Source organism: Nocardia acididurans, assembly GCF_016741815.1.
GTDB classification, from domain to species: Bacteria; Actinomycetota; Actinomycetes; order Mycobacteriales; family Mycobacteriaceae; genus Nocardia; species Nocardia acididurans.
Genome location: NZ_JAERRJ010000004.1, coordinates 317,437 through 331,171, shown reverse-complemented (window position 1 = coordinate 331,171; position 13,735 = coordinate 317,437). Strand labels below are relative to the sequence as shown.

Sequence of the window (13,735 nt, the reverse complement as noted above, 5' to 3'; positions counted from 1 at the left end):
CGGTCCGTCGAACCGGCCGGCCCCTCAATAGCCGAAACGGCGTACCGGCCGGGTCGCTCACCGCAACGGCAGCGGCTCGTTCTGGGTGATGCAGTGGATGCCGCCGCCCCGAGCGAAGATCTCCCGGGCATCGACCGTGACAATGGTCCGGCCGGGGTACACCTCGGCCAGGATGGCGGCGGCGACGGCATCGTTCGGATCGTCGAAACCACACAGGATCACCGCGCCGTTGCACACGTAATGATTGATGTAGCTGTAGTCGACGAAACCCTCGTCGTCGACCAGGGTCTTCGGGGCGGGCAGGCTGATCACCTCGAAAGACCTTCCGGCGGCGTCGGTTTCACCGCGGAACAGGTCCTTGACCGTCTCGCTCAGCGCGTGATCGGGATGCCCGGCGTCCTGCTGATCGTGCACCAGGACCACACCCGGAACCGGAAGCGCCGCAACGATATCCGCATGCCCCTTGGTGCCGAAGCGCTCCGAGTCCCGCCACAGGCCGCGCGGCAGCCAGATCGCCTTCTCCACGCCGATGGTGCGCCGAAGCTCCTGCTCCACCTCGGCTTCGGTGAGATCGGGATTGCGCAGCGGATCCAATTGCACGGTCTCGGTGAGGATCACCGTGCCCGCGCCGTCCACCTGGATGCCGCCGCCCTCGTTCACCAGCCGTGACTCGACCACGGGGATCCCGGCCGTCGCCGCCACGAACCGGCCGATGTGGCGGTCGGAGTCCCAGCGGGCCCAGTCCTGCTGACCCCAGCCGTTGAACACCCAGTCCACCGCGGCCACCGAACCGTCCTCGGCGTGCACGAAGGTCGGGCCGATATCGCGCATCCAGGCATCGTCGAGCGGGGCCGTCACGATCTCGACCGTCGCCGACAGATAGCGGCGCGCCGCGGCCGTATCGGCCGGATCCACCACCATGGTGACCGGCTCGAACTCCGCCACCGCGTGCGCGACCGCAGACCAGGCGCGCCGGGCGTCGTCGACCGACTCCGGCGTCGCGGTCATCTCGGCCCCGGCCGGCGGGAAGGCCATCCAGGTGCGGCGGTGCTCGACGCCCTCGGCCGACATCTGCCAGGACATCAGGCTCTCCCGAACGGGTGATCGCGCTCGACCGGGGCGGTCAGGCGGGCGTAGGTGTCGGGGCGGCGGGTGTAGAGGAACGGGAACAGCGCCAGCCAGTCCTTGCGCTGATCCAGATCCAGATCCGCCACCAGCACCGCGGACTCGTCGCGCGGGGCCTGCACCAGGATGCGGCCGTACGGGTCGGAGATGAAAGACGAACCGTAGAAATCGATTTCGCCCTCGTCGCCGTAGCGGTTCGGCACGATCATGAAGGTGCCGGAGGTGATGCCGTTGCCCACGATCACGTGCTGCCACAGCGGCTGGGTGTCGAAAGCCGGGAAGCTGGGCTCCGAACCGATGGCCGTCGGGTAGACGATCAGATCCGCGCCCGCCAGCGAGTACAGGCGCGACACCTCGGGGAACCACTCGTCCCAGCAGGTCGGCATGCCGATGCGGACATCGCCGAGATCGGGATGCGAATGCGGTTGATACGCATCGGATTCGGCGGGGCCGCCACGGAAATAGGTGTCCTCGTAGTAGCCCGCGCTGATCGGAATGTGCAGTTTCCTGGTGCGGCCCACCAAATCGCCGGTGGGGGAGACCAGGATCGCGGTGTTGTAGCCCAGCCCGTCGTGCTGCTCGGCCTTCTCGTACAGCGACGCGTGCACGAAAACACCGTGCTCCACAGCGGCTTTCGCGGCGAAGGTGAAGGTGGGGCCGTCGGTCAGGCTCTCGGCCGCCGCACCCGGATTCTCGCCGCCGCGCACGAACGCCGGATACCGGCTCAGCGTCAGCTCCGGCAGGAACACCGCCTTCGCGCCCAGTTCGGCCGCGGCGGCGATACCGGCGAGCAGCTCACCGCGCAGCGCCTCGGCATCCTCGCGCCAGCGGTGCTGGACCAGCGCCACCCGCAGCGGTGCGCGCGTCGGCTCCTCGGTCCGTGCGTGCGAGACCGGCGGGGCGAAATTCGTGATGGTGTGCATGGACAACTCCTCTCAGATGTGGACTTCGGCGGGTTCGGGCATCCGATCGCCCGCCACCGCTCGCGGCAGCGTCGCGCCGCGGAAGAATTCGGGCTGCTTCCAGCGTTGGACCAGCATCAGCACCGCGCCGATGGCCAGCACGCCGAAGCCCAGGTAGAACACCAGACCGACACCGAAAATCGAAGCGCCGCTGCCGACTTCGGGATCGGTGCTCTCCGACACCGAGATGCAGAAGATGATCAGCAGCATCGCGCCGCCGAGCAGCGGGAACAGCAGCCGGAACAGGAACGCGCGCGGCGAATCGAACCAGTGCCTGCGGAAGTACCAGACACAGGCGAACGCGGTGATCCCGTAATACCAGCAGATCATGATGCCCATGGCGGCGATGGTGTCGGACAGCACGTGCTCCGACAGCAGCGAGGTGATGGTGAAGAACCCGCCCGCCACGATGGCGGCCACGGCGGCCGCGAAACGCGGCACCTTGTACCCGGGATGCACCGAGGCGAAGCGGCTCGGCAGCGCCTTGAACGAACCCATGGCCAGCAGGGCGCGCGCGGCCGGCAGGAAGGTGGCCTGCAGGCTCGCGATACTCGACACCAGCACGGCCAGGAACAGCAGCAGCTCGCCCCAGGAACCCAGCACCGGATTGGCGAGGGTGCCGAACACATTGTCGGTGGATTCCGGATTGCCCAGTCCCACACCGGTTTCGCCGGTTCCGGCGTACATCATGAGCGCCACGGCCAGCAGCAGATAGGTGCCCAGCACCGACAGAATCGACAGCAGCCCGGCCCGGCCCGGCGTGCGCTTGGGGTTCTTGCACTCCTCGCCGAGTGTCAGCGCGGTATCCCAGCCCCAGAACATGAACACCGACCCGACCAGGCCGATGGCGAACGCGCCCAGCGTGATTCCGGTGAACGGGTTGAACCAGTCGATGTCGAAATCCAGGCTCGCGGGAGCCTCGCCGGACAGCGCCTTGCCCAGCGCGACCCCGGCGAACAGCAGCAGCACCGTCAGCTGGAAGCCCACCAGCACATACTGCGCGCGTTCACTCGAGGTGATGCCGCGGCTCGCCGCCCAGCCCGCCGCCGCCAGGAACGCCAGCGTGGTCACGATATTGACCGGCTTGTCCGCGCCCAGCTCCGCGATCCATTCCGAATGCACCAGACGGCCCACGAACAGGTACAGGAACTCCGCACCCACCGCCGCGATATTGGCCAGCACGATGATCACCGCGATCACCGAACCCCACCCCGCCATCCACCCCACATACGGGCCGAACGCCCGCGTGGACCAGGTGAACGACGCGCCGCAGTCCGGCGCGTCCGAACTGAACTCGCGATAGGCGTAGGCCGCCAGGAACATCGGAATGAAACCGGCGATCAGCAGCGCGGGCATCTTCAAACCGACCGCCGCCACGATCAGGCCGACACTGGCCGTGGTCGTATAGGCGGGCGCGATCGACGCGATACTGAGCACCGCACCGGCCAGCGTGCCGATCTTGCCGGTGGCCAGTCCCTTACTGCTCTGACCGGGAACCGCGTCAGGTGGGTCCTGCACGAGCATCATTGCTCCTCGAAACGAGCGGGCCGGGTTCCGGGGAAACCGTTGGCTCCCACCGGCACCGAGCCGAGGTGGAGAAACCGGGCCGAGGTCCGGTCGGTGCACGAACCCGGCACAGGGGCCGGTGTGCGAGCCCTGCCGCTCCGGGGGACGGGGGTGAAGCCCCGGAGCGACAGGAGTTCTGGAGGCCCTGGCCCTGAGAGCCAGGATGGTTCGTCAGCCCTGGCCCTGTGGGGGTTCGGGGGCGAAGCCCCTGAGAGCCAGGATGGTTCGTCAGTCCTGGCCCTGTGGGGGTTCGGGGGCGAAGCCCCTGAGAGCCAGGATGGTTCGTCAGTCCTGGCCCTGTGGGGGTTCGGGGGCGAAGCCCCTGAGAGCCAGGAGAGTCGTTTACTTCACCGGGTGAAGGCGACGTACTTCGTGTCGAGGTACTCGTGGATGCCTTCGGATCCACCCTCGGAGCCGAGCCCGGACTGCTTCACGCCGCCGAACGGCGCGGCCGGATCGGAGATGACGCCGCGGTTCACGCCGACCATGCCGGCCTCGAGAGCGTCCGAAACCCGCAGCGCCCGATCCAGGTTCTGCGTGTAGAAGTAGGCGGCCAGACCGTATTCGGTGTCGTTGGCCAGCGCGATCACTTCGTCCTCGGTGTCGAAACCGTAGATCGCGGCCACCGGCCCGAAGATCTCCTCGCGATGGATGCGGGCGGTGCGCGGCACCTCGTCGAGCACGGTCGGCTCGAAGAAGTAGCCGGGACCGTCGACCGCCTTGCCGCCGGTGCGCAGGACCGCGCCCGCTTCGACCGCATCGTCGACCAATGCGGCCACACTGCCGCGCTGCCGCTCGTTGATCAGCGGGCCGAGATCGGTGTCCGGCGCGTAGCCGGGGCCCAGCCGCAGCGCGCCCATGCGCTCGGCCAGCCGGGCCGCGAACTCCGCGCGCAGCGAATTGTGCACGTAGATACGGTTCGCCGCCGTGCACGCCTCACCACCGTTGCGCATCTTGGCCAGCATGACCCCGGCCAGCGCCTGCTCCAGATCGGCATCCTCGAACACGATGAACGGGGCATTGCCGCCCAGCTCCATCGAGGTGCGCAGCACGGTGTCGGCGGCCTGACGCAGCAGGATCTTGCCGACCCGGGTGGACCCGGTGAAGGTCACCTTGCGCAGCCGGTCGTCGGCGAGCAGCGGCGCGGTCACCCCGGCGGCATCGCTCGCGGGCAGCACCGACAGCACACCGGCCGGCAGTCCGGCCTCGGCGAAGACGCGGGCCAGCGCCAGCATGGTCAGCGGCGTGTCCTCGGCGGGCTTCACGATCACCGTGCAGCCCGCGGCCAGTGCGGGACCGATCTTGCGAGTTCCCATGGCCAGCGGGAAGTTCCACGGCGTGATGGCCAGGCACGGGCCCACCGGCTGCTGCTTGACCAGGATCCGGCCGGTGCCCGCGGGGGCGTCGGCGTAACGGCCGCCGATGCGCACGGCCTCCTCGCTGAACCAGCGCAGGAACTCACCGCCGTAGGCCACCTCGCCGCGGCTCTCCGCCAGCGTCTTGCCCATTTCCAGGGTCATGAGCAGCGCGAGTTCCTCGGTGCGCTCGGTAAGCAGCTCCCAGGCGCGCCGCAGCACGGCGGCGCGTTCGCGCGGAGAGGTTGCTGCCCACGAGGATTGGGCTGCCACCGCGGAATCCAGGGCCCGCTTCGCATCGGCGGCGGTCGCATCGGCCACCGTGGCGAGGGTGTCGCCGGTGGCGGGATCGTGCACGGTGAAGGTGCCGCCCGCCAGCGCGTCGGTCTCGGCTCCGTCGATCCACAGACCGGTCGGAACTACAGAACGGATACGGTCGAATTCGGTCATAGCTTGTCCTGACAGTCGATCACCCGGCGAATCACCTACCGGCGGTTCCAAGTTCGGCGATGGCCGTGCACAGCACAGACAGCGCCTCGTGCAGCAGTTCGTCGCCGATCACCAGCGGCGGCAGCAGGCGGATCACATTCCCGTAGGTGCCGCAGGTCAGCGTGATCACGCCCTGCTGCAGGCAGCGGGCGGCCACGGCCGAGGCCAGCGCCGGATCCGGCTCGGTGGTGCCGGGGCGGACGAATTCGAGGGCCAGCATCGCGCCGCGTCCGCGCACCTCGCCGATGGCCGGAATCTCCTGCGCCAGTTCACGGAACCGGGTCAGCGCGATCTCGCCGATATGCCGTGCCCGGCCGGGCAGATCCTCGTCCTTCATCACCTCGATGGCCGCCAGCGCCGCCGCGCACGCCACCGGGTTGCCGCCGTAGGTGCCGCCGAGCCCGCCCGCGTGCACCGCGTCCAGCTGCTCCGCGCGACCGGTGATGGCGGACAACGGCATTCCGCCCGCGATGCCCTTGGCCATGGTGATGATGTCGGGCACCACGCCCTCGTGATCACAGGCGAACCAGTCGCCGGTGCGGGCGAAACCGGTCTGCACCTCGTCGGCGATGAACACCACGCCGTTGGCGCGCGCCCACTCCGCCAGCGTCGGCAGGAAACCCGGTGCGGGAACGATGAATCCGCCCTCACCCTGGATCGGCTCGATGATGATCGCCGCCACCGAATCCGCGCCCAGCTGCTTCTCGATCCGCGAGATCGCCGCCCGCGCCGCCATCGCGCCGTCGGTACCGCCGTCCCGGAACGGGTACGACATGGGCATCCGGTAGACCTCGGGCGCGAACGGGCCGAAATGCGCCTTGTACGGCATGTTCTTGGCGGTCAGCGCCATGGTCAGGTTGGTGCGGCCGTGATACGCGTGATCGAAGGCGACCACCGCCGGGCGGCCGGTGGCCAGCCGCGCCACCTTCACCGCGTTCTCCACCGCCTCCGCACCGGAATTGAAGAGCACACTGCGCTTCTCGTGTGTGCCGGGGGTGAGTTCGGCCAGCTGCTCGGCGACCTGGATGTAGGCCTCGTACGGGGTCACCATGAAACAGGTGTGCGTGAAACGCTCCACCTGATCACGCACCGCCGCAACCACTTTCGGATGCGACGCGCCCACGTTGGTGACCGCGATGCCCGAGGCCAGATCGATCAGCGAATTGCCGTCCACATCCACGATCACGCCGCCGTCGGCGTCCGCCGTGTACACCGGGGCCGTCGAACCCACACCCGCGGCCACCGCCGCCTTGCGCCGTGCCGCCAGCTCCTGCGAACGCGGGCCCGGCAGGGCGGTGTGCAGCACCCGCTGCTGCGGTAGCCGATAGCTCATCTCGATCATGGAAAGTCCTCTGCGGAAAGAAGTTTCGCGCTCGAACGCGCGAGGGAACGGGTTGTCAGTCGTGCGCGCTCATGACGTGCTTGACGCGCGTGTAGTCCTCGACGCCGTAGGCCGACAGGTCCTTGCCGTAGCCGGACTGCTTGAAACCGCCGTGCGGCATCTCCGCCACCAGCGGGATATGGCAGTTCACCCACACCGCGCCGAAATTGAGTGCCGCCGAAACCCGCTGCACCACACCGTGATCGCGCGTCCAGACACTGGAGGCCAGGCCGTAGACCACATCATTGGCCAGCTTCGTGCCCTCCGCCTCGTCGGCGAAGGACTGCACGGTGATCACCGGGCCGAAGATCTCCTCCTGCACGATCGCGTCGTCCTGGCGGACGCCCGTGATCACCGTGGGGGAGAGGTAGAAACCCTTGTCGCCGATGCGGGTGCCGCCCGTGCGCACCTGCGCGTGCTCCGGCAGCGCGGCGAGTTTGCCGGTGACGGAAGCGAAATGGCGCGGATTGTTGAGCGGACCGTACGCCGCCTCGGTGTCGTCGGGGCGGCCCGGACGCACCGTCTCCGCCTTCTTCACCAGGGCCTCCACGAACGCGTCGTGCACCGACTCGTGCACCAGCACCCGGGTCGCGGCCGTGCAGTCCTGGCCGGCATTGAAGAACGCGGCATCGCCGATGCGATCCGCGGCCGTCGCCAGATCGGCGTCACCGAACACCAGAACCGGTGCGTTACCGCCCAATTCGAGATGCGCGCGCTTGACCTGCTGCGCCGCCGCCGAGGCCACCGCGATACCCGCCCGCACCGAACCGGTGATCGCCACCATGGACAGATCCGGATGCGACACCAGCTCCGCGCCCGTCGCGGCATCACCCAGCACGATGTTCAGCACGCCGTCGGGCAGGATGCCCTGCGACAGCTCCGCCAGCAGCAGCGTGCTGCCCGGCGTCGTGTCACTCGGCTTGAGCACCACGGTGTTTCCGGTCGCCAGCGCCGGGCCGATCTTCCAGATGGCCATCATGAGCGGGTAGTTCCACGGGGTCACCTGGCCGACCACGCCGACCGGCTCGCGGCGGACATAGGAGGTGAAACCCTCCAGGTACTCACCGGCCGACTTGCCCTCCAGCAGGCGGGCCGCGCCCGCGAAGAAGCGCAGGTGATCCGCGCCCGCCGCCACCTCCTCCGAGGCGACCAGGTGCATGGGCTGGCCGGTGTCGCGGCACTGCGCGGCCACCAGGGCGTCCGAATTCGCTTCGATGGCGTCGGCCAGCTTCAGCAGCGCGGCCTGACGCTTGCTCGGGGTGGTCGCCTTCCACGCGGGGAAGGCGCGGGCGGCGGCCGCCACCGCGGCATCGATATCGGCGTTCCCGGAGATCGGGCTACGACCCGTGACGCTCTCGTCCACCGGGCTGATCAGATCGAACGACTCCGATGCGGTCGATTCGACGAACTTTCCGTCGATGAAGTTGCGAAGCGTCTCGGTGCTCATGGCTGCCCGTTCTCCTGCGTGTCCTCGATGCGTGGATGCCAGCCAGTGTGCTGTGCGGCACACCCCGGCGTCACCCGCCGGTATGGCGTACCGGCAGAATAAGGATTCGACGATCTGTCCAGTTAGCTGTTGGAGTGCCATTGCGGTCATCGGAGTGCAGGTGAGTGCCGGGATCCCGGTCCGGTGGGTGCTGGCCCAACCGGAACTCGGCCTGGTACTGAAGGGCGGGGCCGCCGGACTGGCACGTGAGATCACCCTCGCCCTCACCTCCGAACTCACCGAACCACAGCAGTGGCTCTCCGGCGGGGAACTCGTGCTCACCACCGGTATGGGGTTGCCGCTCAGTCGCGCGGACCGGCGGCGCTACCTCGCCGACCTGGACTCGGTCGGCGTGGCGTGTGTCGGATTCGGCGTCGGGCTCTCCCACGAGACCGTGCCCGAGGATCTCGTCGAAGCCGCCGACGAACTCGGGCTGCCGCTGTTCGAGGTACCGCTGCCGACGCCGTTCGGCGCCATCGCCAAGAAGGTCATGCAGCGGCTCGCCGAACAGGAATACGAGAAGGTGCTGCGCGCCTCCCGCGCACAGCCGCGCATGACGCGGGCCGCGGTGCAGGGATCCAAAGCCGTCATCAAGGAGCTGTCGGGGGTGCTGTCGGCCACCGTGGCACTGCTCGGCGCGGACGGCGCACTCGCCGAATCACATCCGGGACGGCCGTCCGCCGATGTGGCCGAACGACTCTCGGAATTCCTGGCCGGGCGCGGCGAGGGCGCGGCCAGCGGCGTGATCGCCACCCGGCCCGGCGAATACATCGCGGTCCAGGCGATCACGGCCGGGCACACCGTGCACGGCCATCTCGCCGTCGTCACCACCACGCCGCTCAGCTCCGTCGACCAGGTGCTGCTCGGGCACGCCAGCTCACTGCTCGCGGTCGACTTCGAGAAACCGGTGCGCCTGCGCATCGCGCAGAACCACCTGAACACCCAGGCCATGGCCATGCTGCTCGCCGAGAACGCCGATCTCGACCTCGTCTGGCAGCACCTCGCGCCCGCCGCCGACCGCTCCGGGCGCATCCGGGTACTGGTGCTGCGCTGCGAATCGGCCGACACTGTCGCACTGGCCGCCGCGGCCGTCGACGATCGGCTGCGGGCCTCGAACCGGCAGCTGTTCGCCCACGCCGACGGCAACCGGCTCGCCGTCCTGCTGCCCGGCTCGGACACCGAGGAATCCGCCGAACGCCTGCTCACGGACCTCCCCGACCAGGCCCGCGCCACCACCCGCGCCGGGCTCAGCGCCCCGCATCCCGTGCGCCGCTTCGCCACCGCCATCGAACACGCCGAACTGGCCGCCTCGGCCGCACCGCCCGGCAGCGGACCGCTCGACCTGGCGGCCCTCGCGGGCAGCGCCCTGCTCACCTTCCCCGAGACCCGCCGCGCCCTCGGCGCGGTCTCCGAGGCCATGCTGCAACCACTTGCCGACTACGACGAACGCCACAGCACCGACCTCATCGCCTCCCTGCGCGCCTACCTGGAGGCACACGGCCAATGGGAAACCGCCGCAACCACTCTCGGCATCCACCGGCACACCCTCCGCAGCCGCATCGCCAAGATCGAATCCCTGCTCGGCTGCCGCCTCGACGCCGCCCGGGTCCGGGCCGAACTGCTCCTGGCCCTGATCGCCCACGGCTGACCCAGGGCGGTGCTTCCAGGGCGGAATCCACCGGGATGGCGCACTGCTCCCGCGTCGACCCCGGCCGAGAAACGCGGCGGAATGACAGGGTGCGCCGGTGGCGAGAGCGCGTGGGTGGCGAGGGCGGTCGGACGGTTGTCGATGTGGTTGATCAGTCGCTGTCGTGGTGTCCTGTCGCCGCGGCCAATTCGGCGTTCACGACGCACAGGCGGGCGATGTCGGCGGTGCCGGAGCGGCGTAGTTCGCCGACCAGGTCCAGCAGGCGGGTGGCGTGGGGGTGCACGCTCCACGACGTGACCAGGTGGCGGGCTGAATCCTCGGGGCCGGCCTCGTGTAGGACGGCGGCGGCCAATGCGTGCCAGCGGGAATGCAATTCGTCGACCAGGACCGCTGCGGCCAGGGTTTCCCAGTGATCGGAGGCGGGGGTGGTGGCGAAGGTGCGCGCCAGCCAGTCGAGTCCGATGAGCTCGCCGAGCTCACGGTAGGTCTGCGCCACCAGGGCGACCGGCAGGCCGGCGCGGCGGGCGGTGCCGCTCAACGGCAGCGCCTGGGCGAGCAGCCGCAGATTCGCCGCGTCCCGCTCCGGCCGACCGCCGGGACGGGGCAGCACCGCGACCAGTTCCGCGACCAGCGGTGCGCAGGAGTCGATCTCGCGCTGCCAGCTGTGCGCGCGATGGCGGGCCAGCAACCAGGCCGTCGACTGTTCGATCGCGTCCTGGATACCGGTCAGCACGCTCAACCGGGACTGCGGCGCGACCGGCAGCGCCAGCGCGTCCCGCCACCAGCCGTCGATATCGAGGATGGACTGTACCGCGGTGCAGGCCAGCACGATCTGGGCGGTGCCCGCGCCGACCCGCTCCTCGAGGCGGTGGATCATGCCGGGGCCGACCCGGTTGATCACCTGATTGGCGGCCGTCACCGCCACGATCTCGCGTGCCACGGGATGGGCGCGGAATACCGCCTCCGGCACCAGCTTTCGCATCCGCTCCGGGAAGTAACCCAGCAGCGTGCCCGCCACGATCGGATCGTCCAGGGCGTCGGAGGCCAGCAGTTCATCGCGCACCAGGTTCTTCGACATGGCGAGCAGGACCGCGATCTCCGGGCGCACCAGACCCGTCCCGGCCCGGCGACGGGCAGCCAATTCCGCAGGGGCGGGTAGGAATTCGGCCGTGCGATCGATACCCGCCGCCTGTTCCAGATTCTCGATCAGCCGACCGTGCCGGTCGATCAGGAAGGGCGCGTGAGCCTCGGCCAGGCTGATGGCCAGGGCCTGACGGTCACAGTCGGCGAGGACCGCCGCGACCACGTCCTCCGTGGCGGCCGTCAGGAGGGCATCGCGCTCGGCAACGGTCAGATCACCCTGTGCCACAGCGGTATTCAAAGCGATCTTCAGATTCACCTCGCGATCCGAGATCGCCACACCCGCCGCGTTGTCGATGAAGTCGGCGTTCACCCGGCCGCCCGCGACGGCGAACTCGATCCGGGCCCGCTGGGTCAGCCCCAGATTGCCGCCCTCGCCGATCACCCTGCAGGACAGTCGATCCGCGGTCACCCGCACATCGTCATTGGTGGGATCGGCCACTTCGGCATCCGATTCCCCGGTGGCCCGCACGTAGGTGCCGATGCCGCCGTTGAACAGCAGATCCACCCGCGCGCTCAGAATCGCCCGAATCAGCTCCGGGGCGGTCATTTCCGTGGCCGTCACGCCGAGCCGATCCCGCACCTGCGGCGACAGCGGCACCGACTTCGCCGATCGCGGCCACACCCCGCCGCCCGCCGAGAGGAGCGCACGGTCGTAGTCCGCCCAGCTGCCGCGCTCCAGACCGGCCAGCCGTTCGCGCTCGCGGAACGACAGCACCGGATCCGGGTTCGGGTCCAGGAAGATGTGCCGGTGGTCGAACGCCGCCACCAGCATGATGCGATCGGTCTCCAGCATGCCGTTGCCGAACACGTCACCCGACATGTCGCCGATCCCGGCGACGGTGAAAGCCTGTGCGTCCGGATCGATTCCGAGCTCACCCAGATGCCGTCTGATCGACCGCCACGCGCCCCGCGCGGTGATACCCAGACCCTTGTGGTCGTAACCGGTGCGCCCGCCGGAGGCGAACGCGTCGCCCAGCCAGAACCCGCGCTCCACCGCGATGCCGTTCGCCAGATCCGAGAACCGGGCGGTGCCCTTGTCGGCCGCGACCACCAGATACGGATCCGGGCCGTCCCGCACCACCGTGTGCGCGGGCGGCACCACCGCACCGTCGACGATATTGTCCGTCACGTCCAGCAGCCCGCCGATGAAGGCCGCGTACGCGCGCCGCACCGCATGCGGATCGGCCGCGGTGCCCCGGGCGGTAATCCGGGAGCCGGACGCGGTGCCTCGTGCGCCCCCGCGCAGCTCACTCGCGGTGCCGCGCACCACGAACGCGCCCTTCGCGCCCATCGGCACGATCACGGAATTCTTCACCGACTGGGTCTTCATCAACCCCAGCACCTCGGTGCGGAAGTCGTCGGGCCGGTCCGACCAGCGCAACCCACCCCGCGCGATAGCGCCACCGCGCACGTGACTGCCCTCCACCCTCGCGGCATGCACGAAGATCTCCCGATACGGGGTGACCGGCGCCGCCACCGACAGGCGCGCGGGATCCAGCTTGAACGCCGCCACCTCCCGATCCGGCTGAAACCAGTTGGTGCGCAACACCGCAGCGCAGAACGTGTACAGGCCGCGCAGCAGCTGATCCTCCGGCAGCGTGGTGGCGGCCTCCAGCAGTGTCAGGGCCCGGCTGTCCGCCGCGGCCACCGACGCCTCCCGATCGGCCGCCCGCTCCGGATCGAAAGCGGCGTGGAACAACTCCACGAACGCGCGCACGAAATCCGCGTGCGCGGTGAGGATTTCGACGCTGGTACCGGCGCCCGTGCGCAGGCCCGCCTGGCGCAGATACCGGCAGGCGATCCGCACCAGCAGGGCATCCCGCCAGCCCAGACCGGCCGACCCCACCAGGCCGAGGAACCCGTCCACCTCCAGCTCGCCGGTGGCCGCCGCGACGAAGGCCGCCGCGATCTCCACGGTGGTCGCGCCCGACAGGTCGAATGTGGTGCGGCGGAAGGTGAATCGATGCTCGGACGGGGCGCTCACCTCGTGCGCGGTGACATGCAGGCCGAGCGCCGCGAAGATCTCCACCAGCTCGGTGAGATCGGGGATCTCGGCTGAATCTCGCGGCTGCGGCAGGTCCGAAGAATCGGGTGCCACGGTCGAATTCCGCGCTGCGATCGATGCCGAGGCGCGATCCGGCGCGGTCGTTTCCAGTGGTGCGATTGCCGGGGTGCGGTCCGGCGCGGTCGATTCCAGCGGTGTGGTCGATGCCGGGGTGCGGTCCGGCGTGGTCGATTCCAGCGGTGTGGTCGATGCCGGGGTGCGGTCCGGCGTGGTCGATTCCAGCGGTGTGGTCGATGCCGGGGTGCGGTCCAGCGCCGGGGCGAGCCAGCTGAGCCGGGCCTGGGGTGCGGGCCCGGTTACCCGGGTGAACTCGAGTCGCGGCACGGCGGCCTCGCTCCGAACCACGTCCAGCGTTCCCGTGCCTGCTCCGCGGTGCATTCGTTCCACTCCCTGCGCGTGACCGACTTGATGTCAGCAAATCTGCCGCACAGAGACGCAGGACACAGCCGCCGAACCGGCGTGCGCGGGTGATCCGCACACGCCGTCCTGTCCATTGCCGGGGTGGGCCGCCGCGG

8 protein-coding genes are annotated in these 13,735 nt (G+C 69.5%); 1 reads left to right on the top strand and 7 read right to left on the bottom strand.

Annotated elements, in window-relative coordinates; genetic code table 11:
- Positions 1-57: 57 nt before the first annotated feature.
- From JK358_RS12230 to JK358_RS12205, 6 genes are all read right to left on the bottom strand, one after another.
- A complete protein-coding gene (locus JK358_RS12230) occupies positions 58-1,083 on the bottom strand; it encodes an agmatine deiminase family protein (RefSeq protein WP_201946884.1) in 1,026 nt (341 codons plus the stop codon).
- Complete coding sequence (locus tag JK358_RS12225; RefSeq protein ID WP_201946882.1) at positions 1,083-2,048, bottom strand: nitrilase-related carbon-nitrogen hydrolase; 966 nt, start codon at positions 2,046-2,048, stop codon at positions 1,083-1,085. The genes JK358_RS12230 and JK358_RS12225 overlap by 1 nt, the downstream gene beginning before the upstream one ends.
- Before the next feature lie 12 nt (positions 2,049-2,060).
- Positions 2,061-3,611 carry an APC family permease gene (locus tag JK358_RS12220; protein ID WP_201946880.1) on the bottom strand — a complete coding sequence of 517 codons (1,551 nt, stop codon included), beginning with the start codon at positions 3,609-3,611 and terminating at the stop codon, positions 2,061-2,063.
- 389 nt (positions 3,612-4,000) lie between these two features.
- Positions 4,001-5,458 (bottom strand): NAD-dependent succinate-semialdehyde dehydrogenase, encoded by a 1,458-nt coding sequence (locus JK358_RS12215; RefSeq protein WP_201946878.1) that lies wholly within the window; start codon positions 5,456-5,458, stop codon positions 4,001-4,003.
- Positions 5,459-5,489: 31 nt separating this feature from the next.
- Entirely contained in the window at positions 5,490-6,839 is a 1,350-nt protein-coding gene (gene gabT, locus JK358_RS12210) for a 4-aminobutyrate--2-oxoglutarate transaminase (RefSeq protein ID WP_201946876.1), read from the bottom strand.
- A gap of 55 nt (positions 6,840-6,894) precedes the next feature.
- Positions 6,895-8,325 (bottom strand): aminobutyraldehyde dehydrogenase, encoded by a 1,431-nt coding sequence (locus tag JK358_RS12205; protein ID WP_201946873.1) that lies wholly within the window; start codon positions 8,323-8,325, stop codon positions 6,895-6,897.
- Between the two features lie 160 nt (positions 8,326-8,485).
- Between JK358_RS12205 and JK358_RS12200 the strand changes: the two genes are divergently transcribed.
- Positions 8,486-10,012, top strand: coding sequence for a PucR family transcriptional regulator (locus tag JK358_RS12200; protein ID WP_307817477.1), 1,527 nt, complete (start codon positions 8,486-8,488; stop codon positions 10,010-10,012).
- Positions 10,013-10,163: 151 nt separating this feature from the next.
- Here the strand turns inward: JK358_RS12200 and JK358_RS12195 are convergent, their stop codons facing one another.
- Positions 10,164-13,598, bottom strand: a complete 3,435-nt coding sequence (locus JK358_RS12195; RefSeq protein ID WP_201946869.1) for an NAD-glutamate dehydrogenase domain-containing protein — start codon at positions 13,596-13,598, stop codon at positions 10,164-10,166.
- Positions 13,599-13,735: the final 137 nt, after the last annotated feature.

Coding starts and splice junctions, on each gene's coding strand:
- JK358_RS12230 (WP_201946884.1), bottom strand. CDS start 1,083: ATGTCCTGGCAGATGTCGGCCGAGGGCGTCGAGCACCGCCGCACCTGG.
- JK358_RS12215 (WP_201946878.1), bottom strand. CDS start 5,458: ATGACCGAATTCGACCGTATCCGTTCTGTAGTTCCGACCGGTCTGTGG.
- gabT (WP_201946876.1), bottom strand. CDS start 6,839: ATGATCGAGATGAGCTATCGGCTACCGCAGCAGCGGGTGCTGCACACC.
- JK358_RS12195 (WP_201946869.1), bottom strand. CDS start 13,598: ATGCACCGCGGAGCAGGCACGGGAACGCTGGACGTGGTTCGGAGCGAG.
- JK358_RS12205 (WP_201946873.1), bottom strand. CDS start 8,325: ATGAGCACCGAGACGCTTCGCAACTTCATCGACGGAAAGTTCGTCGAA.
- JK358_RS12220 (WP_201946880.1), bottom strand. CDS start 3,611: ATGCTCGTGCAGGACCCACCTGACGCGGTTCCCGGTCAGAGCAGTAAG.
- JK358_RS12225 (WP_201946882.1), bottom strand. CDS start 2,048: ATGCACACCATCACGAATTTCGCCCCGCCGGTCTCGCACGCACGGACC.